This is a genomic window from Halobacterium sp. KA-6 (assembly GCF_021029015.1).
Classification (GTDB): domain Archaea; phylum Halobacteriota; class Halobacteria; order Halobacteriales; family Halobacteriaceae; genus Halobacterium.
This window is the reverse complement of the sequence record NZ_JAJJZH010000001.1, coordinates 706,218-718,853: the sequence shown is the minus strand read 5'-3', so window position 1 is coordinate 718,853 and position 12,636 is coordinate 706,218. Positions and strand designations below refer to the sequence as shown.

At 68.5% G+C, this 12,636-nt stretch carries 11 protein-coding genes and 1 tRNA gene; 8 read left to right on the top strand and 4 right to left on the bottom strand.

Features of this window, described 5'->3' with window-relative positions:
* Position 1: 1 nt before the first annotated feature.
* The 3 genes from LPA46_RS04000 (at position 2) to LPA46_RS03990 (ending at position 2,863) form a co-directional block, all read left to right on the top strand.
* Positions 2–2,116: a type II secretion system F family protein gene (locus LPA46_RS04000; protein ID WP_230891490.1), complete on the top strand. Its 2,115-nt coding sequence runs from the start codon at positions 2–4 to the stop codon at positions 2,114–2,116.
* Between the two features lie 5 nt (positions 2,117–2,121).
* Positions 2,122–2,757 (top strand): class I SAM-dependent methyltransferase, encoded by a 636-nt coding sequence (locus LPA46_RS03995; RefSeq protein ID WP_230891489.1) that lies wholly within the window; start codon positions 2,122–2,124, stop codon positions 2,755–2,757.
* Between the two features lie 34 nt (positions 2,758–2,791).
* A tRNA-Gly gene (locus LPA46_RS03990) sits at positions 2,792–2,863 on the top strand.
* A 282-nt stretch (positions 2,864–3,145) separates the two neighbouring features.
* Here LPA46_RS03990 and LPA46_RS03985 read toward each other — a convergent pair.
* Both LPA46_RS03985 and LPA46_RS03980 read right to left on the bottom strand, forming a co-directional pair.
* On the bottom strand, positions 3,146–4,117 hold the full coding sequence (locus tag LPA46_RS03985; RefSeq protein WP_230891488.1) for a winged helix-turn-helix domain-containing protein: 972 nt from the start codon (positions 4,115–4,117) through the stop codon (positions 3,146–3,148).
* Between the two features lie 131 nt (positions 4,118–4,248).
* Positions 4,249–4,995 carry a proteasome assembly chaperone family protein gene (locus tag LPA46_RS03980; protein ID WP_230891487.1) on the bottom strand — a complete coding sequence of 249 codons (747 nt, stop codon included), beginning with the start codon at positions 4,993–4,995 and terminating at the stop codon, positions 4,249–4,251.
* Positions 4,996–5,100: 105 nt separating this feature from the next.
* Here LPA46_RS03980 and LPA46_RS03975 point away from each other — a divergent pair, with 105 nt between their 5' ends.
* Positions 5,101–6,012 carry an RsmB/NOP family class I SAM-dependent RNA methyltransferase gene (locus LPA46_RS03975; protein ID WP_230891486.1) on the top strand — a complete coding sequence of 304 codons (912 nt, stop codon included), beginning with the start codon at positions 5,101–5,103 and terminating at the stop codon, positions 6,010–6,012.
* Positions 6,009–6,569, top strand: a complete 561-nt coding sequence (locus LPA46_RS03970; protein WP_230891485.1) for a DUF7122 family protein — start codon at positions 6,009–6,011, stop codon at positions 6,567–6,569. Before LPA46_RS03975 ends, LPA46_RS03970 begins: the two co-directional genes overlap by 4 nt.
* Here LPA46_RS03970 and LPA46_RS03965 read toward each other — a convergent pair whose 3' ends face one another.
* Positions 6,570–8,081 carry a DUF790 family protein gene (locus tag LPA46_RS03965; protein ID WP_230891484.1) on the bottom strand — a complete coding sequence of 504 codons (1,512 nt, stop codon included), beginning with the start codon at positions 8,079–8,081 and terminating at the stop codon, positions 6,570–6,572. It abuts the gene before it with no gap.
* 70 nt (positions 8,082–8,151) lie between these two features.
* Here LPA46_RS03965 and LPA46_RS03960 point away from each other — a divergent pair, with 70 nt between their 5' ends.
* Positions 8,152–8,499 carry a hypothetical protein gene (locus LPA46_RS03960; RefSeq protein WP_230891483.1) on the top strand — a complete coding sequence of 116 codons (348 nt, stop codon included), beginning with the start codon at positions 8,152–8,154 and terminating at the stop codon, positions 8,497–8,499.
* On the opposite strand, the gene LPA46_RS03955 is transcribed toward LPA46_RS03960, so the two are convergent.
* Complete coding sequence (locus LPA46_RS03955; RefSeq protein WP_230891482.1) at positions 8,496–9,854, bottom strand: DEAD/DEAH box helicase; 1,359 nt, start codon at positions 9,852–9,854, stop codon at positions 8,496–8,498. The genes LPA46_RS03960 and LPA46_RS03955 overlap by 4 nt on opposite strands.
* A gap of 101 nt (positions 9,855–9,955) precedes the next feature.
* Between LPA46_RS03955 and LPA46_RS03950 the strand changes: the two genes are divergently transcribed.
* Entirely contained in the window at positions 9,956–10,546 is a 591-nt protein-coding gene (locus LPA46_RS03950) for a nucleotide exchange factor GrpE (protein WP_230891481.1), read from the top strand.
* 184 nt (positions 10,547–10,730) lie between these two features.
* Complete coding sequence (gene dnaK / locus LPA46_RS03945; protein ID WP_230891480.1) at positions 10,731–12,605, top strand: molecular chaperone DnaK; 1,875 nt, start codon at positions 10,731–10,733, stop codon at positions 12,603–12,605.
* Positions 12,606–12,636: the final 31 nt, after the last annotated feature.

The window sequence follows — 12,636 nt, the reverse complement described above, 5'->3', positions numbered from 1 at the left end:
TATGGCGTCACCACTGGTCTTCGCGCCGCTCGTCGCGGTGCTCGGCGTCCTGTTCGCGCTCGCGGCCGCGCCGGTCGCCCGCCCGATAGACCGCTTCGTCTCCCGGGTGTCGCTGGCGGCGTTCGGTGGGTTCGCACGTCGCCGGCGGGAAGCCAACCCCGAGCAGGTCGCCGCGCTGCAGGGCGCACACGTCGCGCAGACGTACCGCGTGTACGCCGCGCGGACGTTCTTCTACGCGACGGTCGGCGCGCTCGCGGGCAGCATCCTCGGCGTCTACCTCGTCGCGAGCGTGCTCGTGTTCCTCGGAAGCACTCCCGCGAGCCTCCAGTCGCGGTTTCCCGCGGCCGTGCAGGGGCTGTTCGTGGACGGCGTCGGCGGGTTCGCGGTGGCCGAACTGTTCGTGCTCTTCCTCGCCTCGGGCGCGACGCTGGGCGTGCTGGTGGCGTACACCGCCTACCAGCTCCGGTGGTCGATGCCGAGCTACCGGGCGGGCGAGCGCGAGCGCCGCATCGACGTCTCGATGGAGCGCACGGTCGCGTTCCTCTACGCGCTCTCGCGGAGCGGGATGGCGCTCCCCGAGGTGTTGCGGATTCTCGCGCGCAACCGCGACGTCTACGGGGAGAGCGCCGAGGAGATGGCCATCGCCGTCAAGGACGTCGACATGTACGGCGCGGACATCCTGCGCGCGCTCGGCCGGCTCGGCCAGCGCACGCCCAGCGAGGAGCTCTCGGAGTTCGCGGAGAACCTCACGAGCGTCCTTCAGAGCGGCCGCGACCTCCCGGGGTTCCTCAAGCGTCAGTACGACTACTACGCGGAGGAAGCCGAGGCCCAGCAGGAGCAGTTCCTCGAACTGCTCGCGACGCTGGCGGAGGCCTACGTCACGCTGCTGGTCGCCGGCCCGCTGTTCCTCATCACCATCCTCGTCGTCGTCGGCCTCACGCTCCAGGACACGCTGACGTTCCTGCAATTCACCGCGTACCTGCTGATTCCGATGGCGACGCTCGGGTTCGTGGTCTACCTCGACAGCATCACCGAGACCGCGACCGGCGGCACGGTCACCGGCGAGGAGGAGTCGGAGGCGGCGACGCGCTTCCAGTCCATCCCGCGGCGGTCGACGGCGCGCACGGACGGTGGGCAGACCGCAGGCACAGCGACGGGGACGGAACTCAATCGCCAGCGCCTCGACGTCTACGAGACGCTGCGGCCGATACTCTACCGGCTTCGCAACCCGCTGTCGGTCGTGCGCGAATCCCCGTCGGTGCTGTTGTACGCGACGACGCCGCTCGCCGCGCTCTACCTCGTCGTGCGGTGGTGGCCGCTCGCGTCGGCGGGCGTCACCGACCTCACGGCGTACGACGACCCGCTCGTGCACGCGGCGCTGTTCGTGCTCGGGACGTTCACGGTCGCGTACGAACTCCACCGGCGCCGCGTGAAAGCCGTCGAGGCGGGCGTCCCGGACTTCCTCGACCGGTTCGCGTCCACGAACGAAGCCGGGATGCCGGTCGTCCAGAGCCTCGGGCGCGTCGTCGGCAGCGACCTCGGCGCGCTCACCACGGAACTCGAACGCACGTGGGCGGACGTCCAGTGGGGCGCACGCGTCGAGCACGCGTTCGGCCGCTTCCGCGACCGCACGGACACTCCCGCCATCTCCCGCGTCGTGACGCTGACGACGAACGCGATGCACGCCAGCGGCGACCTCGGGCCCGTCCTGCGCATCGCCGCCAACGAAGCGAAGGCGACCCGGCGGCTCGAGCGCGACCGCCGTAGCGAGCTGTTGACGTACCTCGTCGTCATCTACATCTCGTTTTTCGTCTTCCTCGCCATCATCGTCGCGCTCGACGTCATCTTCATCCCGAACATCCCGGTCGTGGACGCCACCGCGTCCCCCGACCAACTCCCCGGCGGCGGTGGCTCGGGCGCGTTCGCGCGGACGGCGCAACTCACGCAAGCGACGAAGGACGCGTACAGCCTCGTGTTCTTCCACACGGGGCTCGTGCAGGCGGTCTGCTCGGGGCTCGTCGCCGGCCAGATGGGACAGGGGAGCGTGAAAGCCGGCGCGAAACACGCCACTGTAATGCTCGCACTCGCGTACGGTACGTTCGTCCTCCTCGGGTGACTCTCGTGACTGACTCCACCGACGTCCACCACACCTACGACCGCATCGCCGAGCACTTCTCGAAGACCCGCGAGTACGCGTGGCCGGAAATCGAGGAGTTCCTCGCCGACCGCACCGGCAGCGTCGCCGTCGACGTCGGCTGCGGGAACGGCCGCCACACCGAACTGCTCGCGGCGCACGCCGACCGCGCAGTCGGCGTGGACGCCAGCCTCGGCCTCCTCGCCGAAGCCCGCGAGCGCGCCGCCGACCACGGCTTCGACGCGGACCTCGTCGCCGGCGACGCCGAACGCCTCCCGCTCGCCGCCAATGTCGCGGACCTCGCGGTGTACATCGCGACCATCCACCACCTCCCGAACCGGGAGGCCCGCGTCGCCAGCCTCAACGAACTCGCGCGCGTGCTCACCACGGACGGCGACGCCCTCGTGAGCGCGTGGAGCACCACCCACGACAAATTCGACCGCGAGGAGGGGTTCGACACCAACGTCGACTGGACGCTCCCCGGCGGCGAGACGGTCCCCCGCTTCTACCACGTCTACAGCCCCGACGAATTTCGCGCGGACCTCGCCGACAGCGCGCTCACCGTCGCCGAGACGTTCACCGCCAGCGGGAACTGCTACGCCGTCGTCCACGGCGAAGAGTAACGCCCTTAAGCGACGGGAAGGAACTGACAGATGAGCACCGATGGTCTAGTGGCTAGGACCTGAGCCTTCCAAGCTCATGGCCCGGGTTCAAATCCCGGTCGGTGCATTTCTGTCGAACCACGTCTCACACGGCTTCGAAGTGATGACTACTCTCCTGCGGAATTCTCGCGACGTCGCCGGGTGGCGACGAGCGCGACGGCGGCGGCCGCGACGCCGAGCACGCCCGCGAGCCAGACGCCGACGAGTTCCGCAGCACCGACGAGATACGGGACGGCGAGCAGCGCGAGCAGGAGTCGCTATCGGCGCTCGATTCGGTCGAGGCGGGACTGGAGGGCAGCGTCGTCCATATCGGAGGCGACTCGTGGAGGGACAAAAATCGTTCTGCGCGTCAGTCCGAGACGTCGACGACCGAGAGGTCTTCGGCGAGTTCGACCCACGCGTCGTCGCCGTCGATGGTCGTCGTCACCCTGACGCGCGGCGGGTCGAGTGAGCGGTACTCGACGTCCGTGCTCGTTCGGTCGAAGCGTTCGGCGATGTGCGCGAGTTCGTTGAAGCCGTACTGGAGGTCCAGTCCGTGGTCGTAACAGAGCGCGACGACCCGTGGGTGGTACTTGGCGACGACGCCCAGCGTCGCGCGCGTCGTGCGCTTGCAGACGGTGCAGCGGAAGCGCGCGATTGCGCGGGAGCGGTTCCCGCAGTTGTCACACTGCCCGTCGGCGTCGTGGTCGCTGCAGACCGCGAGTGTTCGCTCGACCTGACCAGTGCAGGTGGGGCAGACGCCCTCGATCATGCTGTAAATCGTCTGGAAGGTGTTGACCCACGCCGCGGCGTAGATTTCCTCGGGCGACCGGCCCTCGAGCCCCGCCGGGTCGAGCGAGAACTTGGCGAGGTGGCCCGAGTGGTCGTCGTCGGCGTTCCAGAGCCCCTCACACTCGGTGCAGGTGACGTACACCTGTCCGCGCTCGTACTGGACTTCGGCGGCAGCGCCGCAGAGCGTGCAGGGGACGTCGACCTCGGTCGGTTCGAGCGCTGGCGACTCGATGCCGGTGCCCGCAATCACCGAGCGGACGAACTTGCGGCCGGCGTTGGTGAGGCGGTAGCCGCCGTCGACGGACTCGACGAAGTGGCCGTCGAGCCGGTCGAGGTGGTAGTTGAACTGGCCACTGTCGGCGGTGCCGACGCGCGACTGTAGTTCGGAGAACCGGAGCGCGTCGTCGTCGCCGAACGGGTCGTCGTGCTCCCAGAGCGCCACGAGGATGGCCAGCCGCGTCTCGTTGCTCAGCAGTTCGAACGCCTCGGTAGCCTGTTCCCCCGCCGAGAGCGCGCTCAGTGGCGAGTCCGAGTTGCGAGAGGCGGTCATGCCGAGAGCCTCCGACGTGGAATCCTCATAGAAACTTCTGGAATCCCCACCTGCTTAACGGTAATCTGAATCGTGTTTCTGTAAGCAGTCGGGACGGAACTCGGAGACCGGAAGTCGGGACTGGCGCGACGCTACTGGAACATCCGCATCGGGCGCGCCTGCGTGGACTCCTCCTCTTCGGCCTCCTGCATGCGCTCGGCGAGGCGCTTCTTCTGCTCGCGAATCTGCTCGGCTTCCTCGACGAGTTTCTCGGTGGAGACCTCGACGCCGGCGAGCGGTTCGATGGCGTCGTCGAGCAGGCGCTTGGACGCCGCGGGGTCGGGGAACTGCGGGTCGGACTCGACGACGAGGCCGATGGCGTCGATGTCGCTCTCGGCTGCGCGGTTAATGAGCGCGCCGGTCGGACCGCTGACGAGGCCGCGCTCGGGCGGCGTCCCGATATCCTGGGCGTCGAGGCGGCTTGCGGCGTCGCCGCTGGCGATGCCGAACACCTCGGGGACGTTCGCGGGGTCGAGGTTCTGCATCGGGAGGCCGCTGAGGTACAGCGGCGTGGCGTCGTTGTCGGTCAGCCACTCGGTGATGCAGTCCGCGAACTCGCCGCCGGTGTCGCGTGCCAGCGGCACGTCGGACTGGAGCGCGAGCAGGTCCCGGGACTCGTCGGCGTACAGCCGGACCGGCGGGAGAATGTCGCGGGTGCCCTCCTCGTAGACGGAGACGCGGGGGATGTTCTGGCAGTCCACGCTCGCGACGTACTCCATGTCGAAGGCATCGACGAGGTGGTCCGTGGCGATTTTGCCGACGAGGCCGACGCCCGGCAACCCCTCGACGAGCGTCGGATTCTCGAGGTCGAACTCCGTTTTGATGCGAATGCTCGCCATGAGTGCACCGACTCCCGGAGACGGCTTAAACTCGGGGGCGGCGCGCGACGAATCGGCCGGCGGCGAGCGTAACCCACAAGCGCCCGTCGGCCCTACGAGGCGGTAATGGACGCGCTCTCGCGATACGAGCCGATAATCGAGGACTTCGACGCGTTCCTCGACGCCTGCGAACGCCACCTCCCCACGACGGTCCGGGTCAACTCGATCAAGGCGACCCGGGACCGCGTGGTCGACGCCCTCGAAGCCGAGGGCATCGACGTCTACGGCCGCGACTGGAACAGCGACGTGCTGGGGGTCGCCACCGGCAAACCGGGGAACACGTGGCCCTACGTCCACGGCTGGATTCACGGCCAGGAGGAAGTGTCGGCCGTGCCGCCCGCGATTCTCGATCCGCAACCGGGGGAGGTCGTCTGGGACTCGTGTGCCGCGCCCGGCGGGAAGACCACCCAAATCGCGGCAGAGATGAACGACGAGGGTCTGGTCGTCGCGAACGACGACAACCTCGGCCGCCTCTCCGCGCTGCGCGGGAACTGCGACCGCCTCGGCGTCACGTGCGCGGCGGTGACGAACACGGATGCTCGCCGCGCGACCCTCGACGCGTTCCCGAACGTGGACGCCTTCGACCGCGCGCTCGTCGACGCGCCCTGTACCTGCGAGGGAACCGTCCGCAAGAACGCCGACGCCCTCGACGGCGCGGGGGCGAGTGCCAGCCGGAACCTCGCGGCGCTCCAGTCGGACATCCTCGAACGCGCCATCGAACTCACTCGCGAGGGCGGGACCGTGGTGTACTCCACGTGCACGTTCGCCCCCGAAGAGAACGAGGCCGTCGTCGACGGCGCCCTCGCCGACGGCGACTGTCGGCTCGTCGAGTTCGACACCGGCCTCGAATCCTCGCCCGGAATCACGGAGTGGAACGACGAGACGTACGACGACTCGCTGACGAAGACGCGCCGCTACTACCCCCACCAGAACGACACGGGCGGGTTCTTCGCCGCGAAACTGGAGGTGACGGCGTGACTGACGACGACCGCGGTTCCAGCGACGGCGGTGGTGACAGCGGTGTCGACTACTTCCGCCGGAACAGGAGCGACCAGTTCGACCGCCTCCCCGAGACGGACGCCGACCGGACGGTCAAAGGTCGGCCGACCCGCGGGGCCGTCGTGGACTGGTGGGTCGACCGGTTCGCCGTCCCCGAGGACACCTTCGACGAGTACACGTTCTGGGAGAAGGGCAAGGGGAAGGTCTGGGCGCTCCCCTACGACCCCGGGGAGCCGGTGCCCGTCGAGGCGCTCGGCCTGAAAATCCTGCGCACGCGCCAGGAGCACTGGAAGCCCACGACCGACGCCGTCCAGCGGTTCGGCCGCGACGCCGAGCAGAACGTCCTCGTGCTCGACGAGGAGGAAGCGAAGCGCTTCGTCGCCGGCGAGGAGCAGGAGATAGAGTGGGACGGCGACTGGGGCTACCTCGTCGTCGCGCACGAACTCGCGGGCGACGTCGAACCCATCGGCGTCGGCCTCTACACGTACGGCGACCTCAAGTCGATGGTGCCGAAGGGCAACCGCCGGGACCTCTAGTCAGTCTTTCTCGCGCAACGTTCCGCCACTCAACCCCTCCCACTCGACGCGGTAGCCGAGCCGGGAGAACAGCGCGCTCGCGTCGTCGATGCCGTAATCTTCGGCGACAGCCTCGGCGTCGTCTTTCGACATCCCGGCCGCCAGCTCTGCGGCCACGTCGTCCAGTACGTCCGGGCGGACGAGTGTGCGCCCAACGAGTTCGTGCTCGGGGAATCGCACGTCCTCGATGGCGTCCTCGCTGACGCCGCGGGACACCGCGAGGTCGGCGAGCGTGATTGCGTCCGCGTCGGGTGCAAGTTCGTCCGGGAGCGCGGCCGCGGATTCGGCGACGAAGTCGGCTTCGAGGTCGCGTAGCGCGTCCACGACGTCCTTCACGCGCACGGAGCCCGTGTACTCGACGACGCGGTGGTCGCGGGACTTGATGTCCTCGCCCACGCCGAGGCTGGCGTCCACCGCCACGAGCAGGGTTTCGTCGGTTGCGTCCAGTTGGGATAGTTTCTTCTCGACGTACTCGGGCGTCCAGAACCCCATAATCTCGAAGTAGACGCGCTCGTCGCCGAACGCGTAGTCGAACGCGAAGTCCGGCACCATCAGGCGGTCGCCCGCCGCGAGCACGTCCGGCTCGCGGACGAGCTCCCAGTCCAAATCGAGGGACTGGAAGCGCGCGGCGAACTCGCGTTCGACGCCGCTGTCGTACTCTACGTCGGTGACGGGGTCGGCGTCCGGGACGTCGAGGTCGCCCGCCGAGAGTTCGAGCAGGCGCTCGCGGCCGCGGTCGTCGATAGTCGCTTCGATTCGCCAGTCGTCGCCCTTCGCGACCGTCCGGAGGACGCGTGCGAACCGCGTGCCGTACCGCCGCGAGCGCTGGAACAGCGCGTCCGGGCCGGTGAGCACGACCTCGCGGCCCTCGCCATCCTCGACGGGAATCACCTCGTAGAGCAGGCCGAGGCGCTTCACCGCGGAGACGAGGCGCCGCGGGTCCGAGGAGCGCACGCGGAGTTCGGTCGCGTCGAACAGCGCCGTCTGGGCGAGCGAGAGGTTGTACTGGGCGACCAGCGACGCGGGCGTCCAGCGCGAGGAAACCTCGGTGAGCTCCTCGCGAGTCTCGCGGTCGGCGTACAGCGAGGCCGCAATTTCGTCGGGCGTCACGTCGCCCGGGAATCCGTCGGCCGCCTCCGATAGCGCTCGCTCGCGCTCGTCGGCGGTGACGACGCCCACGCCCTCGGCGGCCGCGAACGCCGCGCGGCGCGCCGACCGCGGGTCCACGGCGGATTCGACCTCGAACGTCGCGTCGCGCTCGACGAGGTGTGCGAGTCCGCGCACGAGTTTGAAGTCGCGTGCCTCCTGCTCCAGGTCGGTCAGCGACTCGCGGAGGTCGGCGCGCGCCTCGCCGACGTGCCCCTGGAAGGTCCCGAGCACGCGCGCCGCGAGCGCCTCGTCGTCCTCGGTCGCGAACTGCGGCTGGTAGCCGCCGCCCGCCCGGGACACTCGCAGGAGGTCTTTCGTCAGCACGCTCGAAGGTTGGCGACGCGCGCACAAAAGGATACAGAAGATTCTTGCCGGTACGCCCGGACCGAGACGTATGAACCGGCGGACGCTGCTCCGACGGACGGCCGCCGCGAGCGTCGCCCTCCCGCTCGCGGGCTGCCTGCGAAGCGGCGACGACGAGGCCGGGCTGACGGTCGCCGAGTCCACGTACGAGGAAGGCGAGAACGGGAACGTCGTGGTCGTCGTCACCGTCAGCAACCCCTCCGGCCGCGAGGCGTCGGGGACGCTGTACGTCAACACCGAGTTCGACGACGAGGCCTACACGCGCGTCCGGGAGGTCACGCTCGGTCCGAACGAGACGACGGTCGTGCGCGTGGAGTACGACGTCGCCTACGACGACGTCACGAATGCCAGTTGGAACACGGACCTCGTCGAGGACTAACGGCGGCGGTCGGCGACCCGTTCTTCCGCGGTGTCGGCGCTGACGAGTTCGTACAGCAGCGCCCGACCGCCGTCTTCTTTCGGCCGGAGCACGCGCCCGAGGCGCTGCGTGAACTCGCGCTCGCTGCCGCTGCCCGCGAACACCACCGCGACGTTCGCGTCCGGCACGTCCACGCCCTCGTCGAGAACGTTCGCCGTGACGACCCGCGAGTAGTCGCCGCTCCGGAACTTCTCCAGGATGGTCCGTCGCTCGCTGGCGCCCGTCTCGTGGGTAATTGCAGGTAGCAGAAACTGCTCGGAGAGCCGGTAGACGAGGTCCGTCGACGCGGCGAACACGATGACGCGGTCGCGGCGGTGGCGGTCGAGGATGCCTTCGAGGCGCTGGACTTTCGCGTCGCTCTCGCGGACGATGCGGCGCGCGCGCTGCTTCGCCAGCAGCGCCTCCCGCGCTCGCGGGTCGTTCCCGGAGCGCTTCACGAGTTCCTGGTAGTCGCTGCCCGAGCGCAGTTGGACGTTCGACTGCTGGAGGTAGTCCGTGAACGTCCCCTGCGCGGCCTCGTAGCGCTCGCGCTCCTCCGCTGTGAGCGGGACTTCGAGGCGCTTGACGTCGTACTCCGCGAGGTGGTCGCCCGCGAGGTCGTCGGCGGAGAGCCGGTAGACGACATCGCCGACGAGGTCAGCGACGATCTCGTGAGCGTTGTCCGGGCGCTCGAACGTCGCCGTCAGGCCGAGGCGGGCGGGCGCGGCGAGCAGGCGCGCGATGTTCTGGAACTCCTCGCCGCCGAGGTGGTGCACTTCGTCGAAGACCACGAGCCCGAACTGGTCGCCGAGGTCGTCCGCGCGGAGGTACGCGGAGTCGTAGGTCGCGACCGTAATCGGTCCCACCTCTTGCTCGCCGCCGCCGAGTTGCCCGATGTCGCAGTCGAACTCCGTGCCGAGTTCGCGCTTCCACTGCGTCAGCAGGTCGATGGTCGGCACCACGACGAGCGCGGACTGGCCGACCGCTTCGATGGCCTTCAGGCCGATGACCGTCTTCCCGGAGCCGGTGGGGAGTTCGAGCACCCCGCGGCGGTCGTTGCCGGTCCACGCATCGAGGGCGTCCTGCTGGTACTCCCGGAGTTCGTACGCGGATTCGACGGCGAGGGCGTCGGCGTGGAGCGCGTCGTCCTCGTAGGGAATCTCGCGCGCGTCGAGGTACGCGACGAGGTCGGCGTACGCCATCGCGGGCGCTCGCCCCGTCTCCGTGCGCTCGTCGTACTCGACGCCGGGCAGGCTGGCGACGCCGTCGGTGGGCGGGCCGTCGCCGTCGTGCTCGACGCGGAGCGTGCCGTCCTCGAACGCCAGCCGGACTGTCACGCGCGGACGTAGGAAGCGGACGCTAATTAGTCGTCGGACTCGGCGGCACCGAGCACGGGCGTCCCGAAATCCGTAAACCCGAGTATCCGTTTCTGACGCACATGAGCAACGACGCCGAGCAGGCTGCCGACGCCGAAGACGCCAGCGGGGAGTCGCTGGCCGAGCGCGTCCGCGAGCACGACGAGGACCTCGGCGACGAGGTCGCGGACCTCGAAGCCCGCGTCGCGGAACTGGAGGCCGACCTCTCCGAGGCGGAAGCCGAAGTCGACGACCTGACGGAGCGACTGCAGGCCAAGCAGGCGGACTTCCAGAACTACAAGCAGCGCGCGAAGCAGCGCCAGGAGGACATCCGGGAGCGCGCGACGGAGGACCTCGTGGAGCGCTTGCTGGACGTGCGGGACAACCTCGGCCGCGCGCTCGACGAGGAGTCCGGGGACGTGGACAGCCTCCGCGAGGGCGTGAAACTCACGCGCAAGGAGTTCGACCGCGTGCTCGACGCGGAGGGCGTCTCCGAGATTTCGCCGTCCGGCGGCGAAGAGGTCGACGCGCAGCGCCACGAAGTGATGATGCGCGTGGACAGCGACCAGCCAGAGGGCACGGTCGCGGACGTCTACCGCTCGGGCTACGAGATGGGCGGGAAGGTGCTCCGGCCCGCGCAGGTCACGGTCAGCGACGGTTCGAGCGACGACTAACGTTCCGCGGCGCTCAGATATTTTCGGCGGACGACGCACCGATAGCCCATCGGTTCGTCATAAATCCGCCGGCCCGTTTTTCCGGTAGTCGCCGAAATCGCAAGACTGCGGCGACCCGCTCGTTCGTGACACTCGGTGTCACTAGCAAGGCTTAAAGGGAAAACGCGGCTTACACACGGGTAACATGGCAAGTGAGAAGATTTTGGGCATCGACCTCGGCACCACGAACAGCGCGTTCGCGGTGATGGAAGGTGGAGACCCCGAAATCATCGTCAACAGCGAAGGCGACCGCACGACCCCGTCGGTGGTCGCGTTCGACGACGGCGAGCGCCTCATCGGGAAACCCGCGAAGAATCAGGCCGTCCAGAACTCCGAGGAGACCGTCGCGTCCATCAAGCGCCACATGGGCGAGGACTACACGGTCGAACTCGACGGTGAGGAGTACACGCCGGAGCAGATTTCGGCGATGATTCTCCAGAAGATCAAGCACGACGCCGAGGAGTACCTCGGCCAGGACGTCGAGAAGGCCGTCATCACGGTCCCCGCGTACTTCAACGACAAGCAGCGCCAGGCGACGAAGAACGCCGGCGAAATCGCGGGCTTCGAGGTCGAGCGCATCGTCAACGAGCCGACCGCCGCGTCGATGGCGTACGGCCTCGACGAGGACCAGGACCAGACCGTCCTCGTCTACGACCTCGGCGGCGGCACCTTCGACGTCTCCATTCTGGACCTCGGTGGCGGCGTCTACGAGGTCGTCGCGACCAACGGGGACAACGACCTCGGTGGCGACGACTGGGACCAGGCCATCATCGACTACCTCGCCGACGAATTCGAGAACGACCACGGCATCGACCTGCGCGACGACGAGCAGGCGCTCCAGCGGCTCAAGGACGCCGCCGAGGAAGCCAAAATCGAACTCTCCTCCCGCAAGGAGACGACCGTCAACCTCCCGTTCGTGACGGCGACCGACTCGGGTCCGGTCCACCTCGAACAGGACATCACGCGCGCCAAATTCGAGAGCCTCACCGCGGACCTCATCGAGCGCACTGTCGGTCCGACGGAGCAGGCCCTCGAAGACGCCGGCCTCTCGAAGAACGACATCGACGAAGTCATCCTGGTCGGTGGCTCCACGCGGATGCCCCAGGTCCAGGAGAAAGTCGAGGAACTCGTCGGCCAGGAGCCCAAGAAGAACGTCAACCCCGACGAGGCCGTCGCGCTCGGTGCGGCCGTCCAGGGCGGCGTGCTCTCCGGCGAAGTCGACGACATCGTGCTCGTGGACGTCACGCCCCTCTCGCTCGGTATCGAGGTGAAGGGTGGGCTCTTCGAGCGCCTCATCGAGAAGAACACCGCCATCCCGACGACCGCGTCGAAGGTGTTCACGACCGCCGCGGACAACCAGACGAGCGTCCAGATTCGCGTCTTCCAGGGCGAACGCGAAATCGCCAACGAGAACGAACTGCTCGGTGACTTCCAGCTCACGGGCATCCCGCCGGCGCCCGCGGGCACCCCCGAAATCGAGGTCACGTTCGAAATCGACGCCGACGGCATCGTGAACGTCGAAGCCGAGGACAAGGGCTCCGGCAACGCCGAGTCCATCACCATCGAGGGCGGCGTCGGCCTCAGCGACGAGGAAATCGAGCAGATGCAGGAGGAGGCCGAACAGCACGCCGAGGAGGACGAGCAGCGCCGCGAGCGCATCGAAGCGCGCAACGAGGCCGAGACCGCGATTCAGCGCGCGAACAGCCTCCTCGAGGAGAACGAGGAACTCGTCGACGAGGACCTCGAAGCCGACGTGAACGAGGAAATCGAGAACCTCGAGGACCTCCTCGACGAGGACGACGTCGACCCCGACGAGCTCGAGGACGCCACCGAGTCCCTCAGCAAGACCCTGCAGGAAATCGGTAAGCAGGCCTACCAGCAGGAAGCGCAGGCTGGCGCCGGCGGCGCCGGTGCCGGCATGGGTGGCATGGGCGGCGCAGGCCCCGGTGCTGACGGCGACGACGAGGAGTTCGTGGACGCCGACTTCGAAGACGTGGAAGAGGACGACGCAGACGAGTAACGCGAGTCGAGGAGGCTTCTTCCGCTCGGGA

Excerpts from the sequence above, each read along its gene's own strand:
- LPA46_RS03980 (WP_230891487.1), bottom strand. The coding sequence starts at position 4,995 with ATGGCGAGCATTCGCATCAAAACGGAGTTCGACCTCGAGAATCCGACG.
- LPA46_RS03960 (WP_230891483.1), top strand. The coding sequence starts at position 8,152 with ATGAACCGGCGGACGCTGCTCCGACGGACGGCCGCCGCGAGCGTCGCC.
- LPA46_RS04000 (WP_230891490.1), top strand. The coding sequence starts at position 2 with ATGGCGTCACCACTGGTCTTCGCGCCGCTCGTCGCGGTGCTCGGCGTC.
- LPA46_RS03985 (WP_230891488.1), bottom strand. The coding sequence starts at position 4,117 with ATGACCGCCTCTCGCAACTCGGACTCGCCACTGAGCGCGCTCTCGGCG.
- LPA46_RS03975 (WP_230891486.1), top strand. The coding sequence starts at position 5,101 with ATGGACGCGCTCTCGCGATACGAGCCGATAATCGAGGACTTCGACGCG.
- dnaK (WP_230891480.1), top strand. The coding sequence starts at position 10,731 with ATGGCAAGTGAGAAGATTTTGGGCATCGACCTCGGCACCACGAACAGC.
- LPA46_RS03950 (WP_230891481.1), top strand. The coding sequence starts at position 9,956 with ATGAGCAACGACGCCGAGCAGGCTGCCGACGCCGAAGACGCCAGCGGG.